This window comes from Allobosea thiooxidans (assembly GCF_900168195.1).
Classification (GTDB): domain Bacteria; phylum Pseudomonadota; class Alphaproteobacteria; order Rhizobiales; family Beijerinckiaceae; genus Allobosea; species Allobosea thiooxidans.
In genome coordinates this window covers 67,923-84,792 of the sequence record NZ_FUYX01000004.1, presented here as the reverse complement: position 1 = coordinate 84,792, position 16,870 = coordinate 67,923, and the positions used below count along the sequence as shown (strand labels likewise).

The window sequence follows — 16,870 nt, the reverse complement described above, 5'->3', positions numbered from 1 at the left end:
TGCTTCAAACCTTGAGTTGTGCTTGTAGCCGCATCCTGTGGTCGGTGAGTTCCTTTCGATGTCCTGGATGATGTTGGCGAGCCGCGCGTCCTGTGCGGCTGCCCTGGAGCGGGATGCGCAGCCGAGCTCCGGGGCGCCCTGGTGAAGGGCGCCGGTGCGCGGCTCAGTTCGGGCAGACGTCCCAGAAACCCTGGGTCCGCTGCGGATTGGTGTAGTACCAGCAGGAGCCCGGCGCCGGGGCGCGGGAATTGACGTAGGCGGTCGCTGCGGCAGCGGTCACGAAGCCGATGGCCGCGCCCGAGGCAATGGCCGTTCCAGGACCCCACCAATAGGCCGGCGGGCGGACCCAGGCACCGCCGGGAACGGGGCGGTAGCCCGGGCGGGCGACGGCAGCGCCTCTGCCGACCGCGACATTGCCTCTCGGTCCGCGCACGGCATAGGCGCCGCCCGCGGCCACGCCGCCTCCGGGGCCGCGGGCGACATAGCCGCGCCGTGCGACCGCGCCGCCGCGCGGGCCGACGGCAACCCCGCGCCCGACGGCGACGCCGCGTCTCTGGACGGTTTCCACGAAATTCGGTGCGGCGATCTGCAGGCCGGACGCGACCGGCGCGCCTGCCAGGGCATGGGAACCTGCGAAAGGCCAGAGCAGCAGGGCGAGGGCGAAGGCCTTGCCCGCAAATTCCGGCGACGGCGTTGGGAGAAGCGGGAAAGCCCCGATCTTGCGGTGGGTCGACAGCATGATGGTCCTCCTCGGGGTCGCAGCTGCCCTAGCGTCATCTGCGGCCGTCTCCGAGTATCGGCACCGCGCGCCGCAGATGGCAAGTATTCCAGCATGAAGAATCTGCTCGGCGGCCCTGTTATTGGAGCACGCTGCTCAGCCATGCGCCGGCTCCGCCGTCATGCTCGGGCCCGTCCCGAGCGTCCATGTCTTGCGCAACTGATGGCGGATCGGGGACTGACGAAAGGGGCTCACCCGGCCGTTTCGGCAAGGACGCAGATGGTCGGGGCGATCCCGGCCATGACGTTGCTGATCCCGGGCATGGACGCGAGGCTACGCTCGGGCAAGCCGGCGAGGCTTCCAGCCGCCATTCGAGGAGGCGCGTCAGGGAGGAGGTCAGACCAGGGGCTGGCGGTAGACCATGAAGCCGGATTTGTCGGCGACCTTGTTGTAGAGTTCCTGCGCCTGCAGGTTCGATTCATGCGTCTGCCAGTAGACGCGGAAGCAGTTTTTCGCCCGCGCCATCTGGTTCACCGCGTCGATCAACTTGCGCCCGACGCCGCTGCCGCGTGCCTCCGGCGCGGTGAACAGGTCCTGCAGGTAGCAGATGGGCTTCTCGCTCCAGGTCGTGCGATGGATGACCCAATTGGTCATGCCGAGGGCCTGGCCGTCGCGCTCGGCGATGAAGCCGCCCATCGGCTCCTGGCCGCCCGTCAGCCTGTCGAAGGTGATGGCGTCGATCTCCGGCGGCAGCGTCGCCTTGTAGAAGGTCAGGTAGCCATGCCAGAGCGGCGTCCAGGCGGCACGGTCGGCAGCGGTGAGCGGGCGGATGACGATATCGGGCATGGGCGTGTTCCTCCGCGGGAAAGCTAGCGACTGCCCGCCGCGTTGTCTCATGACAAGCCGCGATCGAAAGGATCAGTGAAACGGTATCCAGTCCTGGAGAAGGGCTGGAAGCCTGGCCGGAATGCCAGCCCACGACTCGTCTTGGGCGTGTCGCACCTGCTGAGTGATCAGAAAAAGAGGCTCTTGGGGCAGCGGTTCGTCCAGCGGCATATCACCTACAGTCGAGGGAACTGGGGTGTAGCCGGGCGCGATTGTCGCGAAATGACAAGACAGACGGTCACCTGTGCTGGGAAGAGTCCGGTTCAATGCCGGACGGGGCTGTCGACGCGAAAGTTGTGCTGGGACGGCAACGTGCGCTCGCTCCTGTGACGGGGCCGAACGTTCTCGGGGTTGACCAACCGTTAGGCGTGGACAGGCTAGCGTCGTCGAGCTGTACCCGAGATTGAGATCATGGCTGCCGATTCAAGAACCGACGAGCTCGAGGCCGCTTCCGCGATGTTCCATCGCTTCTCCGAACTGGTCGAGAAAGGCCTGACCACAAGATTATCCGGCTGGGCTTCTTCTGGTGACGCGTGGAATGATTTCATGCAGGGACTGGAAACCGCTGGTTACAATCCCGCGCTGCTGGCTCTCGGCATTGCAGCGATTTGCCTGGTTGCCGCTACGGCGACGGCAGCGGTTGCCAACTCGATCATCAGCAGATCGAAGGTGACACCGCTTCTGTACGCGGCCATCTGGGTCTCGGCGGCCTTGCTGGTGATCCTCGCGTCCTGGATCCTGCTTCTAAGCTTCGTCAACGATTCAGTGTTCCGCGGCGCCTTGCTGAACTGCGTCGTGATCTCGGCCGTGGCGACGATAATATGTCTCCCGTTGATCGCGGGTCGCAGGTCGATCCTCTGGCGTTGGCAGCGCGATCTCGCGGTGGCCATCGGCCTCGCAGCCATCGGCTTGGTGGTATTGGCCTGTCTGCGCATATGGAATGCGGCTGATCCGCTACGCGATCTCTTCGCAACATTCGCGGTGTCTTTGCCGTTCACGGTTCTAGTCGCAACCGCGTATCTTCGTCATCGCGGCTTGGTGACGAGAGCTCTGTCTTTCGGGAGCAGGGCAGGATCCCTCCGCCGGAAGGTGGCCTCGATCTGGCCCTGGCTCGTCGTCGCGGTTGTCGTACTGGCCTTTGTCTTCATCCAACTGGACTTGACCATCGGAAGGCCGACGCGGGGCGGGCTGTTGCTGCTTTCGCTTCTTCTCGTTCTCGCCGGGCCTCATCTCGACGTCGCCATCGAAAGACGAAGCTGGCGGGCGGTTCGATCACAGGGAGGCGAACTGGCCGGGGCGCTGTGGCGCACTTTCCGCATCGTCGTCGCCTCATCGATTCTCGGGGTGTTGGCGACGCTCTGGCTCCTGCCCATTCTGGATGTCTTCGGCGTTCAGCGGGGCACTGTCATGCTGAAAGCCGCCGAGATCCTGCTGCTCGTGCTGGTCATTGCCTTCTGCTGGAACTGGGTGGCCATCATGGCCGCGCGCATCAGACCTCATGCGTCGGGCGATCCCCATCTCAACACCGCCGTGATCGGCACCCGGCTGACCACCGTCGGCCCCCTGCTCGTGGGGCTCACCAAGGCCGCGCTTCTGGCGCTGGGGGCTCTGACCGTCCTGGTCATGCTGGGCATCAATGTCTGGCCGCTGATTACCGGTCTCTCGATCTTCGGCCTGGCGATTGGTCTCGGCTCCCAGACGCTGGTCAAGGATGTGGTCGCCGGTCTGTTCTTCCTCGTCGATGATGCCTTCCGCCACGGCGAATACATCGAGACCTCGGGGGCCAAGGGCACCGTCGAGAGGATTTCGCTGCGCTCGGTCTCGTTGAGGCATCCGCGCGGCCCGGTTGCCACGATCCCCTTCGGGCAGATCGGGAAGATTCAGAACTTCAGCCGCGAATGGGTCATCGAGAAGATGGTGTTCCGGGTTGCCCTGGACACCGACGTCGAAGCCGTGCGGAAACTGTTCAAGAAGATCGGGCAGGAGGTCGCCGAAGATCCGGAACTGAACGCCGATCTCCTTGAGCCGTTCAAGAGCCAGGGCATTGCCGCCCTCGAGGAAGGCACTCTGCTGATCCGCGGCAAGTACAAGGCCCGGGCCGGGCGGCAATTCCAGATCCGCAAGGCGATCCTGTCCAAGGTCCGGATCACACTGGCGGAGAACAATATCAAACTGGTGCCCAAGCCGCTCCACGTGCCGCAGATGAGCGGCTGACGGTCAGCGATCGCAAAGCGTCGAGCGGACAGCACATGTCCGCTTTCCACCCAGCCGAGACATTCCGTGCGGGAATGCCTTGTCTCAGAACACCCGAAAAAAGAGCCCGCGCGGCAGCGCCGCGCGGGCTCGGAAACAGCTGCGGGGCGGCTCAGAGCTGGCCGAGCATGGCCTCTGCCCCGGAGGCGTCGGCCTTGCCGGGCGCTTCCTCGACATTGAGGGCCTTCACCACGCCGTCCTCGACCAGCATCGAGTAGCGCTGCGAACGCGTGCCCATGCCGAAGCCGGAGCCGTCCATCGACAGGCCGATCTCCTTGGCGAAGTCGGCATTGCCGTCGGAGAGGAATTCGAGCACGCCGGCGGCGCCGGTCGCCTTCGACCAGGCATCGAGCACGAAGACGTCGTTGGTCGAGGTCGTCAGGATCGCGTCGACGCCCTTGGCCTTGATATCGGCTGCCTTGGCCAGATAGCCGGGCAGGTGATTCTTGTGGCAGGTCGGCGTGAAGGCGCCGGGAACGGCGAAGAGCACGACCTTGCGACCCTTGAACAGGTCCTCCGTCGTCTTGGCGGCCGGGCCGTCTGCGGTCATGACGCGGAACGTCGCCTGCGGAAGCTTGTCACCCACCTTGATCGTCATCGGCTGTTCTCCGTGAAGCCCGCGGCGCGAAGGCCGCTTCGCCTCAGGGATTAGGGCTTGCCGGCGGGGATGTCGAGTTCGAGCCGGGTCTCGACCGGCTTTGGCGTGCCGCGGATGGTGAAGATCAGCGGGATCGGGCCGGCGGCGCTCTTCGGGCGCTCGTCGATGCGGATCTGGGCGAGGACGGTTCCGTCCGGCTGCGGTGTCAGCCGGGACTTGCCGAAGGACCACATGCCCGGCCCCTCGACGAAGATATCCTCGATCCTGCCTTCCGGCGGCGGCTGCAGCACGAGCTTCAGCCCGGGATCGACCACGGTGTCGTCGAGCCCCGCATCGACGATTGCGGCCTTTTCCTTGTGGGGCCCCGGCTTGGCCGGCAGGGGGACACGCGCCTCGAAGCTCTCCAGCCGCGCCGAGGTCACCGTCGTCACGCCCGGTTCGAGCCACAGGCTCGCCTCGCCCTGAGCGGGGATGCAGATCTTCTCGCACACCGCATAGTCCAGCTTGAGGACGACCATGACCGGCCGCGACGGATCGACCGGCTGGACCGAGATCGGAATCACCACCTCGCCGACATAGCCGATCGAATAGCCGGCCGAGTCCTGGAAGCGCTCGGGCACCGGCCAGCGCACGTCGAGCCCGCCGATATTGGTCGAGCCGGTCCAGTCGAAGCTCGGCGGCACGCCGAACTGGCCGGGGCTGCGCCAATAGGTCTTGTAGCCCGGCGACATCACGATCTCGACGCCGACGCGCTGCTTGCCGCTGGCGGTGGTGGGCCCGGCGATCAGGCGCAGCTTCGCGTGTTCGCTCGCCGACCAGGGCGACGTGGCGGCCTCCTCCTGCGCAAGCGCAGCAGGGCCGAGCGCAACGGACGCCAGGGCCAGCAGGGGAAGAATGCGGTTCACGGCCCTGCCTTAGACATTGCGAAGCCGAAAAGCGAACAAAACCTGCATCTCCTGCGATTGGCATCCGTTGCCCAGCACCACAGGCTCGCGCAGGAATGGGGCGCAATCACGGTGTCGCCCGGTGCTGCGCGCTTGCGGGGGCGCGGTCCACGCGAACGTGATGGCGATGCCGGCTGCTCCGGGCCGCACAACGGGCCTTTCATCGAAGCCTTGCCGATCCGGCCCGACAACATCTAGCATGTCGGCATGAAGATCGGCTCGCAACCACGGCTCGACGGCCGCAGCTATCTCGACGGGCAGTGCCTGATTGCGATGCCGGGCATGGCCGACACGCGCTTCAGCCGCAGCGTCGTCTATGTCTGCGCCCATTCCGAGGATGGGGCGATGGGCATCATCGTCAACAAGCCGGCCGGCGATACGAAGTTTCCCGATCTGCTGGTTCAGCTCGACGTCATCCCGTCGGAGGAGGTCATCCGCCTGCCGAGCCGGGCCGAGAAGATGCAGGTGCTGCGCGGCGGGCCGGTGGAGACCAAGCGCGGCTTCGTGCTGCATACGGCGGATTTCTTCCTGGAATCGGCAACGCTGCCGATCGATGACGGCATCTGCCTGACGGCGACGCTCGACATCCTGCGCGCCATCGCCGTGGGCAGCGGCCCGGAGAGCGCGGTGCTCGCGCTCGGCTATGCCGGCTGGGCCGCCGGCCAGCTCGAGGCCGAGATCCAGTCCAATGGCTGGCTGCATTGCGCGGCCGATCCGGGTCTGCTGTTCGACGAGAGCGTCGAGACCAAGTACCAGCGCGCGCTGAACAAGATCGGCATCGACCCGGCCTTCCTCTCTCGCGACGCCGGCCACGCCTGAGGCGGCGGCTCTCGTCATTCCGGGCTTTGTGCCAGCGAGGCCCGTCATGGTCGGCCTTGTGCCGACCATCCACGTCTTCTTCCGGCGAGGGCAGTGTTCAAGACGCGGATGCTCGCCACAAGGGCGAGCATGACGTCTCGGGAACGGAGGTCGGTCTCAGGAGCCCGAGCTCGCGCCTTCGCGCCGCGCGAGAATGACCGCCTGCGTCAGGCCGCTTCGGTCGCCGCCGCTGCCGCCGCGCCCATCAGGCGCCGCGCCTCGGCCGCGGACATCGGCTGGCCGAAGATGTAGCCCTGCGCGTACTGGCAGCCGAGCTGGTAGAGTTCGATCGCGTCGGACTCGCTCTCGGCGCCCTCGGCGACGACGTCCATGCCGAGATCGGCGGCGAGCTGCACGATCGAGCGCAGGATCACCGGCGGCCGGCCATTGCCCATCTGGCGCACGAAGCTCTGGTCGATCTTGATCGTGTCGAAGGGGAAGCGCTGCAGATAGGACAGGGAGGAATAGCCCGTCCCGAAATCGTCGAGCGAGAGGCCGGCGCCGAGATCGCGGATGCGCTGCAGCATCTGCGAGGCATATTCCGGATTCTCCATGACGAGGCTCTCGGTGATCTCGAGCTTGAGCGTGCCCGGCAGCACGCGCCGGCGCCCGAGCACGGTCTTCACGTCATGCAGCAGGTCGTGGCGCAGCAACTGCCGGCTGGAGACGTTGACGCTGGCGAAGATCGGCGGGTCGACCTCGAGCGCCGCCTGCCAGGCCTCCAGCTCGCGCGCGGTCTTGTCCATGACATAGACGCCGAGATCGACGATCAGCCCGGTCTCCTCGGCGATGGCGAGGAAATCCTGCGGCATCAGCCGGCCTTCGCGCGGATGGTCCCAGCGCACCAGCGCCTCGAAGCCGGCGATGGTGCGGTCCTCCAGCCGGACGATCGGCTGGTACATCACCTGGATCTCGCCGCGCTCGATCGCCCGGCGCAGGTCGCTTTCGAGCGCGAGCCTGTCGTTCCGGTCGGTCCGCATTGCCGGAACGAAGACCTCGATCTTGTTGCCGCCCTGGCGCTTGGCATGGGCCATGGCGAGCTCGGCATTCTTCAGCGCGTCGTCCTTGCGCGCGGCGGGGGAGGGGTCGAACAGGGCAAGCCCGATCGAGGGCGTCAGCACGATCTCGCGCTCGGCATAGGTGATCGGCGTCGAGACGGCGCGGCGCACCAGCTCGGCCAGAGCCAGGATCCGCTCCGGATCGCGCTCGGAGACCAGGATCATCGCGAAGGTGTCGCCGCCGATGCGGGCGAGCGTGTCCTGTGCCCTGAGCAGCCGGCCGAGGCGGCGTGCCAGCGTCAGCAGGATCGAGTCGCCGGCAGAGAAGCCGACCGACTCGTTGACCTGCTTGAAGCGATCGACATCGATGACCAGCACGGTCGGGCGGATGTTGTCGTCGGCGCGGGTGAAGCCGAAGATCGCTCCCAGCCGGTCCTGGAACAGCTTGCGGTTGGGCAGGCCGGTCAGGTTGTCGTGCACGGCGTCGTGCAGCAGGCGCTCCTGCGCCGTGCGCTGCTCGGTGACGTCGGAGAGCGTGCCGATGACGCGGATGACCTCGCCGTCCGAGCCGAGGACGGGCCGCGCCTTGACGTTGAACCAGTGATAGGCGCCGCTCGCGGCGCGCAGCCTCAGGTCGAGATTGAGCTTGCCGCGGCGCTGCTCCAGCACCGCGTCGAGCGTGACGCGGTAGCGGTCGCGGTCGGCGACGTGCATGTGCTCCAGCCAGCGCGCGGCCGAGCCTTCGAGCGCGCCCTTGGGCAGGCCGAGCAGGGCTTCGATCTGCGGCGAGACGAAGACCTTGTCGGAGCTGACGTCCCAGTCGAAGACGAGGTCGCCCGAGCCGGAGAGCGCAAGCGCCCGCCGCTCGGTGTCGGAGACCAGCCCCTGCGAGATCGCGCCGCCGGCGAAGGCATGCTGGATCACGGTGAAGCCGATCAGCAGCACGATCAGCACGAGGCCGCCCAGCAGGGCAGGCGCGACCAGATCACGCTGGAACTGCCCGGTCACGGTGAAGCTCGCCGCCGTCACCCAGACCGCGAGCAGGAACCAGGTCGGGATCAGCATCACCGCGCGCTCGTAGCCATGGGTCGCCAGATGCACGACGAGCACGAAACCGACGGCCGCGACGGCGGCGATCGAGATGCGCGCGATGCCCGACGCCATCGGCGCGTCGAAGACGGCGAGCCCGATCAGCCCGGCGAGACCGAGGATCCAGATGGCGGTGACGTGGCTGTAGCGCACATGCCAGCGCGACAGGTTGAGATAGGCGAAGAGAAAGACGAGCAGCGTCGCCGCCAGCACCACCTCGGCGCCGGCCCGGTAGATCCGTTCGATCGCCGGCGTGAGCGGGAATAGTCGCTGGAAGAAGCCGAAATCGAGGCCGGCATAGGCCAGAACGGCCCAGGCGAGCGCCGCCGCGGCCGGGAAGATCACCGCGCCCTTGACCACGAAGATGATCGTCAGGAACAGCGCCAGCAGGCCGGCGATGCCGATGATGATGCCCTTGTAGAGTGTCAGCCCGTTGGTCTTCTGCCGATAGGCCTCCGACTCGTAGAGATAGAGCTGCGGCAGGTTGGGTGATTTCAGCTCGGCGACGAAGGTCACGGTCGTGCCTGGGTCGAGCGTGATCAGGAAGACGTCGGCGTCGGGGCTCGGCTCGCGGTCGGGCGAGAGGCCCTGGCTGGCCGTCACCGCCTCGATGCGTTTGTCGCCAAGATCGGGCCAGACCACGCCGGAACCGATCAGCCTGTGGAAGGGCGCGACCAGCAGGCGGTCGATCTGCTCGTCGGAATCGTTCGTCAGCGCGAAGACGATCCAGTCCGGCCGCGCGCCGGATTCGCGGGCCCTGACCGCGATGCGCCGGACGATGCCGTCCGGGCCGGGAGCGGTCGAGATCTGGATGACGTCGCCGTCGGACTTGTTGCGCTCGACGACGTTGGTGAGGTCGATCACCGGAACGTCGACCGGGACGCGCACCGCATCGACGGCGGCGGCCGGCGTCACGCCCGCGAGGCTGAGCCACAGGGCAAGGCCGGCGACGGCGAGGCCGATCCGGAGGATGCGCTCGGAAATGGACAAGCTGTGCTCGGCTATCAGGCGGGAAACGATCATTCGACTTTGAACGAAAATCCCTATTGGCCGCTCATGGCAAGGGCAAGGCAGCGCGCGGCTGTGGTCAACCGCTGCCGTCAAGGTTTCTCTCCCGGCTGCGGATCGGTGGAGAGCATGGCGTAGAGCAGGTGATCGGCCCAGGCTCCGTTGATCCGGAGATAGGCGCGGGCCTGCCCCTCATGCCGGAAGCCGACGCGCTCCAGCAGGCGCCGTGACGGCTCGTTGTTGGGCAGGCAGGCGGCCTCCACCCGGTGCAGCGCCAGATCGGAGAAGGCGAAGCGCACCGCGCCGCGCACGGCCTCGGTCATGTGGCCCTTGCCGGCATGGCGCTTGCCCATCCAGTAGCCGAGCGTGCAGGCCTGGGCGACGCCGCGCCGGATCAGCCCGAGTGTCAGCCCGCCGAGCAGCATCTCCGTGTGCGCCTCGAAGATGAACAGCGAATAGGCCTCGTCGCTCGCGATCTCGCGGGCGGCACGCTTGGCGCGCAGCCGGAAGGAGGAGCGCGTCAGGTCGTCTTCGTTCCAGGTCGGCTCCCAAGGCGTCAGGAACTCGCGGCTTTCCATGCGCAGCACGGCCCAGGCCGAATAGTCGCTGGCCTGCGGCGCGCGCAGATAGAGATTGGGCGTCCGGATCAACGGGCGGCTCGGCGGCTCGCTCGGGAAACGGAAGAGCGCCATCGTCGTTCAGTCCGCCACCCGGGCCGCCTGGCGCAGGCGCTTGGCCGGAGGCACGCCATGGATCGGCCCGATCGCGGCGATCGTCGGCTGGTGGCCGAGCAGCGAGCGACCGGCGGCGCGGACATCCTCGAGCGTCACCGCATCGAGCCGCGCGCTGAGCTCCTCGCGCGGGATGGCGCGACCGAAGATCAGCACCTGCCGCGCCATCTGTTCGAGCTTGCCGCCGGGGCTTTCGAGCGAGGCGAGCAGCCCGACCTTCATCTGCGCCCGGGCGCGCGCCACCTCGACCTCGCTGACATCCTCCGCCGCCTGGCGCAGGCAGGCGAGAGCGACCTCGATCAGCTCGTTCGCGTCCTCCGGCGCTGTGCCGGCGCCGATGCCGAAGACGCCGCAATCGGAGAAGGGCCAGTGGAAGGCGTCGATCGCATAGGCCAGGCCGCGCTCTTCGCGGACCTCCTGGAACAGGCGCGACGACAGGCCCCCGCCGAGAACGGAGGCGAAGATCTGGAGCGGATAATGCGCCCCGTCGGCGAAGGGCTTTCCAGGCAGGCCGAGAACGAGATGGACCTGCTCCTCGTCGCTGCCGATCCTTGCCTCGCCGCCGCGATATTGCCCTGGCTCGCGCTTAAGGGGCTCGGCGGGCATGGCCGGCAGCTTCGAGAGATGCTGGCGCGCGAGCGCGACGAGCTCGTCATGGTCGACGGCGCCGGAGGCCGCGAGCACCAGGTTGCCGGCGTGGTAGTTTCGCGCGAGATAGGCGCGGATCGCGTCCGACGTGAAGCTCCTCACCGTCTCGGCGGTGCCGAGGATCGGGCGGCCGATCGGCTGGTCCGGGAAGGCCGCCTGCAGGAAGCGGTCGTAGACGAGGTCGTCCGGCGTGTCCTGAACGGCCGAGATCTCCTGCAAAATCACGCCCTTCTCGCGCTTCAGCTCCTCGTCGGTCAGGGCGGGCGAGGTGATGATGTCGGCGAGGATGTCGACGGCCAGGCTGAGATCGGAGCCGAGCACGCGGGCGGTGTAGCAGGTGTATTCGACTGACGTAGCGGCGTTGAGATCGCCGCCGACGCTTTCGATCTCCTCGGCGATCGCGCGGGCGCTGCGCCGTGCCGTGCCCTTGAACGCCATGTGCTCGAGCAGATGGGCGAGCCCATGCTCATGGGGCAGCTCGTCGCGCGAGCCGGCACCGATCCAGATGCCCAGCGAGACGGTCGCCGCATGTTCCATGTGTTGCGAGACGATGCGCAGGCCCGAGGGCAGGGTGGTGAGCCCGACCTCCGGATCATGCGCCCCTTCCGGCCGGGCGGGCGCGGCGAGGTCGGCGGCCTCGGCCGGCCCGGTCGCGCTCACGCTGCCGCCCCGCGGACGGCGCGCGCATGCTCGCGCACGAAGGCCTCGACCTTGCCGAGATCGTTCGGGAGCAGCGTCAGGCGCTCCTGGCGCTCCATCAGGTCTGCGAGATGGGTGGGCAGCTCCGGCTCGACGCCGCTCGCCGCCTTGACTGCGGCCGGGAACTTGGCCGGATGGGCGGTGCCGAGCACGATCATCGGCGTGGCGGAATCGCGCTTGAGCGCGCGTCGCGCGGCGCCGACGCCGATCGCGGTATGCGGATCGAGCAGATAGCCGGCCTCGTCCCAGCTCTTGCGGATCTCGGCTGCAACCTCTTCCTCGCTCTGGGCGGCGGCGTCGAATTCGTCGCGGATGCGCTTGAGCGGCTCGGCCGCGATCTCGAAGCGGCCGGATTGCTGCAGCGACTGCATCAGCCGGCGGACGGCGGCGGCGTCGCGGCCATGGGCCTCGAACAGCAGCCGCTCGAAATTCGACGAGATCTGGATGTCCATCGAGGGCGAGGTCGTCGCCGCGACGCCGCGCATCTCATAGGCGCCGGTTTCGAGCGTTCGCGCCAGGATGTCGTTGCTGTTGGTCGCGATCGTGAGCCGCTCGATCGGCAGGCCCATCTGCTTGGCGACCCAGCCGGCGAGGATATCGCCGAAATTGCCGGTCGGGACGGTGAAGGAGACCTTGCGCCCCGGCCCGCCGAGCGAGACCGCGGAGGTGAAGTAGTAGACCACCTGCGCCGCGATGCGGGCCCAGTTGATCGAATTGACGCCCGACAGGCCGATCTCGTCGCGGAAGGCGTGATGGTTGAACATCGCCTTCACGAGGTTCTGGCAGTCGTCGAAGGTGCCTTCGACCGCGATGGCGTGGACGTTCGGCGCGTCGACCGTGGTCATCTGCCGGCGCTGCACGTCGGAGACGCGGCCTTGCGGATAGAGGATGAAGACGTCGACGCTCTTCAGCCCCTTGAAGGCGTCGATGGCCGCGCCGCCGGTGTCGCCCGAGGTGGCGCCGACGATGGTCGCGCGCTGGCCGCGCTGGCCGAGCACATGGTCCATCAGCCGGCCGAGCAGCTGCATCGCCACGTCCTTGAAGGCGAGCGTCGGGCCGTGGAACAGCTCCAGCACGAAGAGGTTGTCGCCGATCTGGGTCAGCGGGCAGACGGCGGGATGGCGGAAGCCGGCATAGGCCTCGCGGATCATGCCGGAAAGGGCGCCGCTCTCGATGTCGCCGTCGCTCAGCGCGCCGAGCACGCGCTCCGCCACCGCCGCGTAGGGTTTCCCGGCGAAGCCGGCGATCTCCTCGGCGGAAAGCGTCGGCCAGCTCTGCGGCAGATAGAGCCCGCCGTCGCGGGCGAGCCCGGTCAGCAGCGCGTCGGAAAAGCTGAGCGCCGGGGCTTCACCCCGGGTGGAGATATGCAGCACGGTCGTGGCCTCAATGATATCAGTCTGATGCTATAGGCCGGTCCGCCGCTTTCGGCAAAACCGTTCCCGATCAGGCGGCCGATTTCCCCCGGCTCTGCCAGACATAAGCCGCGAAAACGCCGAGCAGCGTCAGCGCCAGCCCGAACCAGGTCAGGGCATATTGCAGGTGGTTGTCGGGAATGCGGCCGATCAGTTCGCGCACGTCGACGCCGGCCGGCGGCATCAGGCCGTCGCCCTTCCGCTCCGCCTCGAGGTAGAACGGGGCCGGCGGCAAGCCGAGCGCGGCGGCGATGGCGGCGGGGTCGCGCGTGTAGAACTCGCGGATCGCCGGAAGGTCCGCCGGGGTGAAGCTGTTGCGGCCTTCGGGCGCGCGCAGGAAGCCCTGCACCGCGTCGGCGCCGCTGGCAGGGCCGACCTGGCCAAGCCGGCTCTCGGGCACGAAGCCGCGATTGACCAGGATGACGCCGCCGTCCTCGAGGCGAAAGCCTTGGAAGATCCAGCGGCCGAAGCCCGAAAGCTGGCGCGTGCCGGGCGGTCCCGAGGCGATCGTCGTGCGCACGCCTGCGATGGGGCCGTCGATATAGCTGCCCCGGGCGACGACATGGGTCAGGTCGAGCGCTGTGGCGTCGAGCTGCGCCCAGCCGCTGCTCGCCGGCATCGCCGCCGGCTCGCCGGCGGCCTCGGCCTGCAGGCGGTCGATATAAGCGTGCTTCTCCTCCATGCGCAGGAGCTGCCAGGCGCCCAGGCCGCAGAGGACCGCGATGCCGACGATGGTCAGGACCGTCGGCAGGACCAGCCCGGGGCGCCGCTTGACCTCAGGTTGCGCGTTCACTTGTCGCGCCTGCCTTCCTCGGCCTTGTTGGCGTATTGCAGCGCGACCGCGAGACCCTTCATCGGCCGCAGCAGCGCGAGGCAGATGATCACGGCCAGCGGCAGCCAGATCATGAGATGGAGCCAGATCGGCGGCTCATAGGCGATCTCGACATAGAGCGCCGCGCCCAGAACGACGAAGCCGGCGATCAGCATGATGAAGACGGCCGGACCGTCGGCCGAATCGGCGAATTTGTAGTCGAGCCCGCAGGCGTTGCAGCGCGGCTTCAGCTTGAGGAAGCCGTCGAACAGCGCGCCTTCCCCGCAGCGCGGGCAGCGCCCGGCGAGGCCGGTCGAATAGGGGGAGGGGGGTGTGGGTTCAGGACCGGCCATGGCAGCCTCCGAAGCAGGAAAGGCGGCCTCGCGGCCGCCTTTCGTCAGACGAGAACCGCGAGGACGCGGTGAAGCGCTGGCTCAGTGCGCGGCGGCCGCGTGCGCGCCGGCGCCCCAGACATAGATCGACGCGAACAGGAACAGCCAGACCACGTCGACGAAGTGCCAGTACCAGGCGGCGAATTCGAAGCCGAGATGCTGGTCCGGCTTGAAGTGGCCGAGATAGGCTCGGTAGAGGCAGACCGCCAGGAAGATCGTGCCGATGATGACATGCGCGCCGTGGAAGCCCGTCGCCATGAAGAAGGTGGCGCCGTAGATGTTGCCGCTGAAGGCGAAGGCGGCGTGCGAATACTCGTAGCCCTGCGTGATCGTGAACAGGACGCCGAGGATCACGGTCAGCCACAGGCCTTGCTTCAGCCCGGCGCGGTCGTTGTTGATCAGGGCGTAATGCGCCCAGGTCACGGTCGTGCCCGAGGTCAGCAGGATCAGCGTGTTGAGCAGCGGCAGGTGCCAGGGATCGAAGGTCTCGATGCCCTTCGGCGGCCAGTGCCCGCCGGTGAAGTCGTAGCGCAGATAGTTGATCTGCTCGCCCGCAAACAGGCTGGCGTCGAAATAGGCCCAGAACCAGGCGACGAAGAACATCACCTCGGAGGCGATGAACATCAGCATGCCGTAGCGGTGATGGATCTGGACGACGCGGGTGTGGTGGCCTTCCTTCTCGGCCTCGCGCACCACGTCGATCCACCAGGAGAGCATGGTGTAGAGCACGCCGATCACGCCGACGCCGAAGACGAGCGGGCCGATATGCATGCCGCCCACCGGCAGCGCCTTCATCCACATCACGGCGCCGATCGCCATGATCGTCGCGCTCGCGGCGCCGACGAGCGGCCACGGGCTCGGATCGACGAGGTGGTAGTCGTGGTGCTTCGTATGGGCCCCGGCCATCGTGTTCAGTCTCCGCGTACGGCTTCTTGTCCGCGCTCGTGTGCTAGCGCGTTCTACAGTTTCGAATTGCCCACGTCATCCTTGACGGAGCCGGCCTTGTCCTCGGCGACGGGCTGGCCCGCCTTGGAGGCGAAATAGGTGTAGGAGAGCGTGATGGCGTGGACGCCGTCGAGCTCGCGGTTATCAGCGATCTCGGGGTCGATATAGAACACCACCGGCGCCTCGAAGCTCTCGCCGGGCTTCAGCGTGTGCTCGGTGAAGCAGAAGCACTGGATCTTGACGAAATAGGCCGCGGCCTTGTCCGGCGCGACGTTGTAGGTCGCGACGCCGGTCACCGTGCGGTCCGAGCGATTCGTCATCTTGTAGAACACGGTCTGCGTCGCGCCGACCTTGACCTTGATCTCGGGGCTTTCCGCCTCGAACTTCCAGCCCAGCCCCGGCGCGACATTGGCGTCGAAGCGCACCGACATCGTCCGGTCGAGAATCTTGCCGGCGCCGGCCGTGCCGACCATCGGCGTGCCGCCGAAGCCGGTGACCTTGCAGAACAGGTCGTAGAGCGGCACCGCCGCGAAGGAGGCGCCGAGCATGCCGAAGGCCACGCCGACGCAGATCAGCGCGGTGCGCGCCGGGTTGCCCTTCGGCTTCTGGGGGGCGGGGTTCGTCATCACAGCGGCCGGTTCAGGATCGCGGGGCCGGTCTTCACCAGCGTCACCACGAAGAAGAAGATCACGAGCCCGCCGAGCACCAGCGCGAGCGCGATGGAGCGGCGGCGGCGGCGCGCCATGTCCTCCGGCGAGAACGGGGCCGGCACGGGCTTCTGGGGCTGCTGCTCGCTCATCCGATCACCTTCGGCAGGGCCCACATCAGGCCGAGCCCGTTCTCGACCAGCAGGACCGCGAAGAGCAGGAAGAGATAGAGGATCGAGAAGCCGAACAGCGACCAGGCGGCCTTCACGGCGGGCTTGCCCTCCGTGCGGCGCCAGACCTGGATCGAAAGCCAGATCATGGCGAGGCCGGTCGTGACCGAGACGGCCAGATAGAGCAGCCCGCCGAAGCCCATCAGTGCCGGCAGGACCGCAACGGGGGCCATGATCAGCGAATAGAGCACGATCTGCCGGCGGGTCGCGGCGGGGCCGGCGACATTCGGCATCATCGGGATGCCGGCGCGCTCGTAGTCGCCCGACTTGACCAGCGCCAGCGCCCAGAAATGCGGTGGCGTCCACAGGAAGATGATCGCGAACAGAACGAGCGAGTGCCAGCCGAAATCGCCGGTCACCACCGCCTCGCCGATCATCGGCGGGAAGGCGCCGGCAGCGCCGCCGATGACGATGTTCTGCGGCGTCCAGCGCTTCAGCCACATCGAGTAGACGACGGCGTAGAAGAAGATCGTGAAGGCGAGCATGAAGGCCGCGAGCGCGTTCGCGATCAGGCCGAGCACCAGCACCGAGCCGACCGACAGCGTCAGGCCGAAGGCGAGCGCCTCCGAGGGCAGGATGCGGCCGGCGGGAATCGGGCGCTTGGCCGTGCGGCTCATCAGCGCGTCGATATCGGCGTCGTACCACATGTTGAGGCAGCCCGAGGCGCCGGCGCCCACCGCGATGGCGATCAGGGCGGCCAGCGCAAGGACCGGGTGCACCGAGCCCGGCGCCGTGGCCATGCCGGTCAGCGCCGTGACCACGACGAGCGACATGACCCGGGGCTTCAGCAGCGCGAAGAAGTCGCGCGCTTCGCCTGTCGAGGCAACCAGGCTGTCGGTACGGGTTTCGAACGCAGCAGACATCACTCGGGTCGTCTTCGTACTCTTCAACGGCGCCCGTGGGCGCAGGGGTGTTCGCGGCTGTTTCATGCCGCCCGTCTCCGGAACGCCCGTCATGGGCGCTCGGGGGAGGGGCGGCGGCGGGCCGGGAAGGCCCGCCGCCTT

Annotated in this window: 16 protein-coding genes; 2 read left to right on the top strand and 14 right to left on the bottom strand. The window is 67.6% G+C overall.

Annotated elements, in window-relative coordinates; genetic code table 11:
- Nucleotides 1–163: 163 nt before the first annotated feature.
- Both B5Y19_RS08630 and B5Y19_RS08625 read right to left on the bottom strand, forming a co-directional pair.
- Nucleotides 164–739 (bottom strand): hypothetical protein, encoded by a 576-nt coding sequence (locus B5Y19_RS08630; RefSeq protein WP_079591347.1) that lies wholly within the window; start codon nucleotides 737–739, stop codon nucleotides 164–166.
- 375 nt (nucleotides 740–1,114) lie between these two features.
- On the bottom strand, nucleotides 1,115–1,564 hold the full coding sequence (locus B5Y19_RS08625; protein WP_055730819.1) for a GNAT family N-acetyltransferase: 450 nt from the start codon (nucleotides 1,562–1,564) through the stop codon (nucleotides 1,115–1,117).
- 450 nt (nucleotides 1,565–2,014) lie between these two features.
- Between B5Y19_RS08625 and B5Y19_RS08620 the strand changes: the two genes are divergently transcribed.
- A complete protein-coding gene (locus tag B5Y19_RS08620) occupies nucleotides 2,015–3,817 on the top strand; it encodes a mechanosensitive ion channel family protein (protein WP_079591346.1) in 1,803 nt (600 codons plus the stop codon).
- 151 nt (nucleotides 3,818–3,968) lie between these two features.
- Here B5Y19_RS08620 and B5Y19_RS08615 read toward each other — a convergent pair whose 3' ends face one another.
- Nucleotides 3,969–4,454, bottom strand: coding sequence for a peroxiredoxin (locus B5Y19_RS08615; RefSeq protein WP_055730816.1), 486 nt, complete (start codon nucleotides 4,452–4,454; stop codon nucleotides 3,969–3,971).
- A gap of 50 nt (nucleotides 4,455–4,504) precedes the next feature.
- Nucleotides 4,505–5,359, bottom strand: a complete 855-nt coding sequence (locus B5Y19_RS08610) for a protein-disulfide reductase DsbD domain-containing protein (protein WP_055730815.1) — start codon at nucleotides 5,357–5,359, stop codon at nucleotides 4,505–4,507.
- 246 nt (nucleotides 5,360–5,605) lie between these two features.
- On the opposite strand from B5Y19_RS08610, the gene B5Y19_RS08605 reads away from it, so the two are divergent.
- Nucleotides 5,606–6,217, top strand: coding sequence for a YqgE/AlgH family protein (locus B5Y19_RS08605; protein ID WP_055730814.1), 612 nt, complete (start codon nucleotides 5,606–5,608; stop codon nucleotides 6,215–6,217).
- 206 nt (nucleotides 6,218–6,423) lie between these two features.
- Here B5Y19_RS08605 and B5Y19_RS08600 read toward each other — a convergent pair whose 3' ends face one another.
- The 10 genes from B5Y19_RS08600 to B5Y19_RS08560 form a co-directional block, all read right to left on the bottom strand.
- Nucleotides 6,424–9,366 carry an EAL domain-containing protein gene (locus B5Y19_RS08600; RefSeq protein ID WP_079591345.1) on the bottom strand — a complete coding sequence of 981 codons (2,943 nt, stop codon included), beginning with the start codon at nucleotides 9,364–9,366 and terminating at the stop codon, nucleotides 6,424–6,426.
- A 77-nt stretch (nucleotides 9,367–9,443) separates the two neighbouring features.
- Nucleotides 9,444–10,043 (bottom strand): GNAT family N-acetyltransferase, encoded by a 600-nt coding sequence (locus B5Y19_RS08595; protein WP_055730813.1) that lies wholly within the window; start codon nucleotides 10,041–10,043, stop codon nucleotides 9,444–9,446.
- 6 nt (nucleotides 10,044–10,049) lie between these two features.
- Nucleotides 10,050–11,300, bottom strand: a complete 1,251-nt coding sequence (locus tag B5Y19_RS08590; protein WP_055730822.1) for a M16 family metallopeptidase — start codon at nucleotides 11,298–11,300, stop codon at nucleotides 10,050–10,052.
- A gap of 86 nt (nucleotides 11,301–11,386) precedes the next feature.
- On the bottom strand, nucleotides 11,387–12,802 hold the full coding sequence (gene thrC / locus B5Y19_RS08585) for a threonine synthase (RefSeq protein ID WP_055730812.1): 1,416 nt from the start codon (nucleotides 12,800–12,802) through the stop codon (nucleotides 11,387–11,389).
- A 70-nt stretch (nucleotides 12,803–12,872) separates the two neighbouring features.
- A complete protein-coding gene (locus B5Y19_RS08580; RefSeq protein WP_055730811.1) occupies nucleotides 12,873–13,634 on the bottom strand; it encodes an SURF1 family protein in 762 nt (253 codons plus the stop codon).
- Entirely contained in the window at nucleotides 13,631–14,005 is a 375-nt protein-coding gene (locus B5Y19_RS08575; RefSeq protein WP_055730810.1) for a DUF983 domain-containing protein, read from the bottom strand. Before B5Y19_RS08575 ends, B5Y19_RS08580 begins: the two co-directional genes overlap by 4 nt.
- A gap of 81 nt (nucleotides 14,006–14,086) precedes the next feature.
- Nucleotides 14,087–14,950 carry a cytochrome c oxidase subunit 3 gene (locus B5Y19_RS08570; RefSeq protein WP_055730809.1) on the bottom strand — a complete coding sequence of 288 codons (864 nt, stop codon included), beginning with the start codon at nucleotides 14,948–14,950 and terminating at the stop codon, nucleotides 14,087–14,089.
- Between the two features lie 53 nt (nucleotides 14,951–15,003).
- Nucleotides 15,004–15,615, bottom strand: a complete 612-nt coding sequence (locus B5Y19_RS08565; RefSeq protein ID WP_055730808.1) for a cytochrome c oxidase assembly protein — start codon at nucleotides 15,613–15,615, stop codon at nucleotides 15,004–15,006.
- Entirely contained in the window at nucleotides 15,615–15,788 is a 174-nt protein-coding gene (locus tag B5Y19_RS26065) for a cytochrome c oxidase system small membrane protein (protein WP_055730807.1), read from the bottom strand. Before B5Y19_RS26065 ends, B5Y19_RS08565 begins: the two co-directional genes overlap by 1 nt.
- Nucleotides 15,785–16,729, bottom strand: coding sequence for a heme o synthase (locus B5Y19_RS08560; RefSeq protein ID WP_055730806.1), 945 nt, complete (start codon nucleotides 16,727–16,729; stop codon nucleotides 15,785–15,787). Before B5Y19_RS08560 ends, B5Y19_RS26065 begins: the two co-directional genes overlap by 4 nt.
- Between the last annotated feature and the right edge of the window lie 141 nt (nucleotides 16,730–16,870).